This is a genomic window from Salinimicrobium oceani, assembly GCF_012037645.1.
Map to the genome: position 1 here is coordinate 1 of NZ_JAAVJR010000761.1, position 421 is coordinate 421.

The following is a 421-nucleotide window of genomic DNA, read 5'->3' on the forward strand; positions in this document are numbered from 1 at the left end:
TTCAAAATTTAGGATTCAAGATTCTTGTCAGCAACTCATCCCACTTTTGCTATCTTTATAAAACTAAACCTATCCAATGAAAAAGTTCACTCTCCTCCTATTCCTGGTTGCCCTAGTCCTTTCCTGCACAGATAATCAACAAGATCAAACCATAGTTCAAAAAATAGCCCAGGCTAACGGAATTGAAAACTTCAAAGACGTTAAGGAACTCCGTTACACCTTTAACGTCAGAGTCAACGACACCCTCAGAACCAGCAGAGCCTGGACGTGGCGACCGCAGGATAAAACAGCAACCTTGACCACTCCCGACAGCACTGTTACTTATAACTACGAATCGGAAGCTTCACAACATGAGCAGACAGATCAGCGGTTCATCAACGATCAGTACTGGCTGTTATTTCCGTTTCACCTGGTTTGGGAT

At 43.2% G+C, this 421-nt stretch carries 1 pseudogene; it reads left to right on the top strand.

Annotation, left to right across the window (positions count from 1 at the left end):
- Positions 1–76 precede the first annotated feature (76 nt).
- Positions 77–421: pseudogene (locus HC175_RS19275) on the top strand (hypothetical protein); the annotation flags it as partial.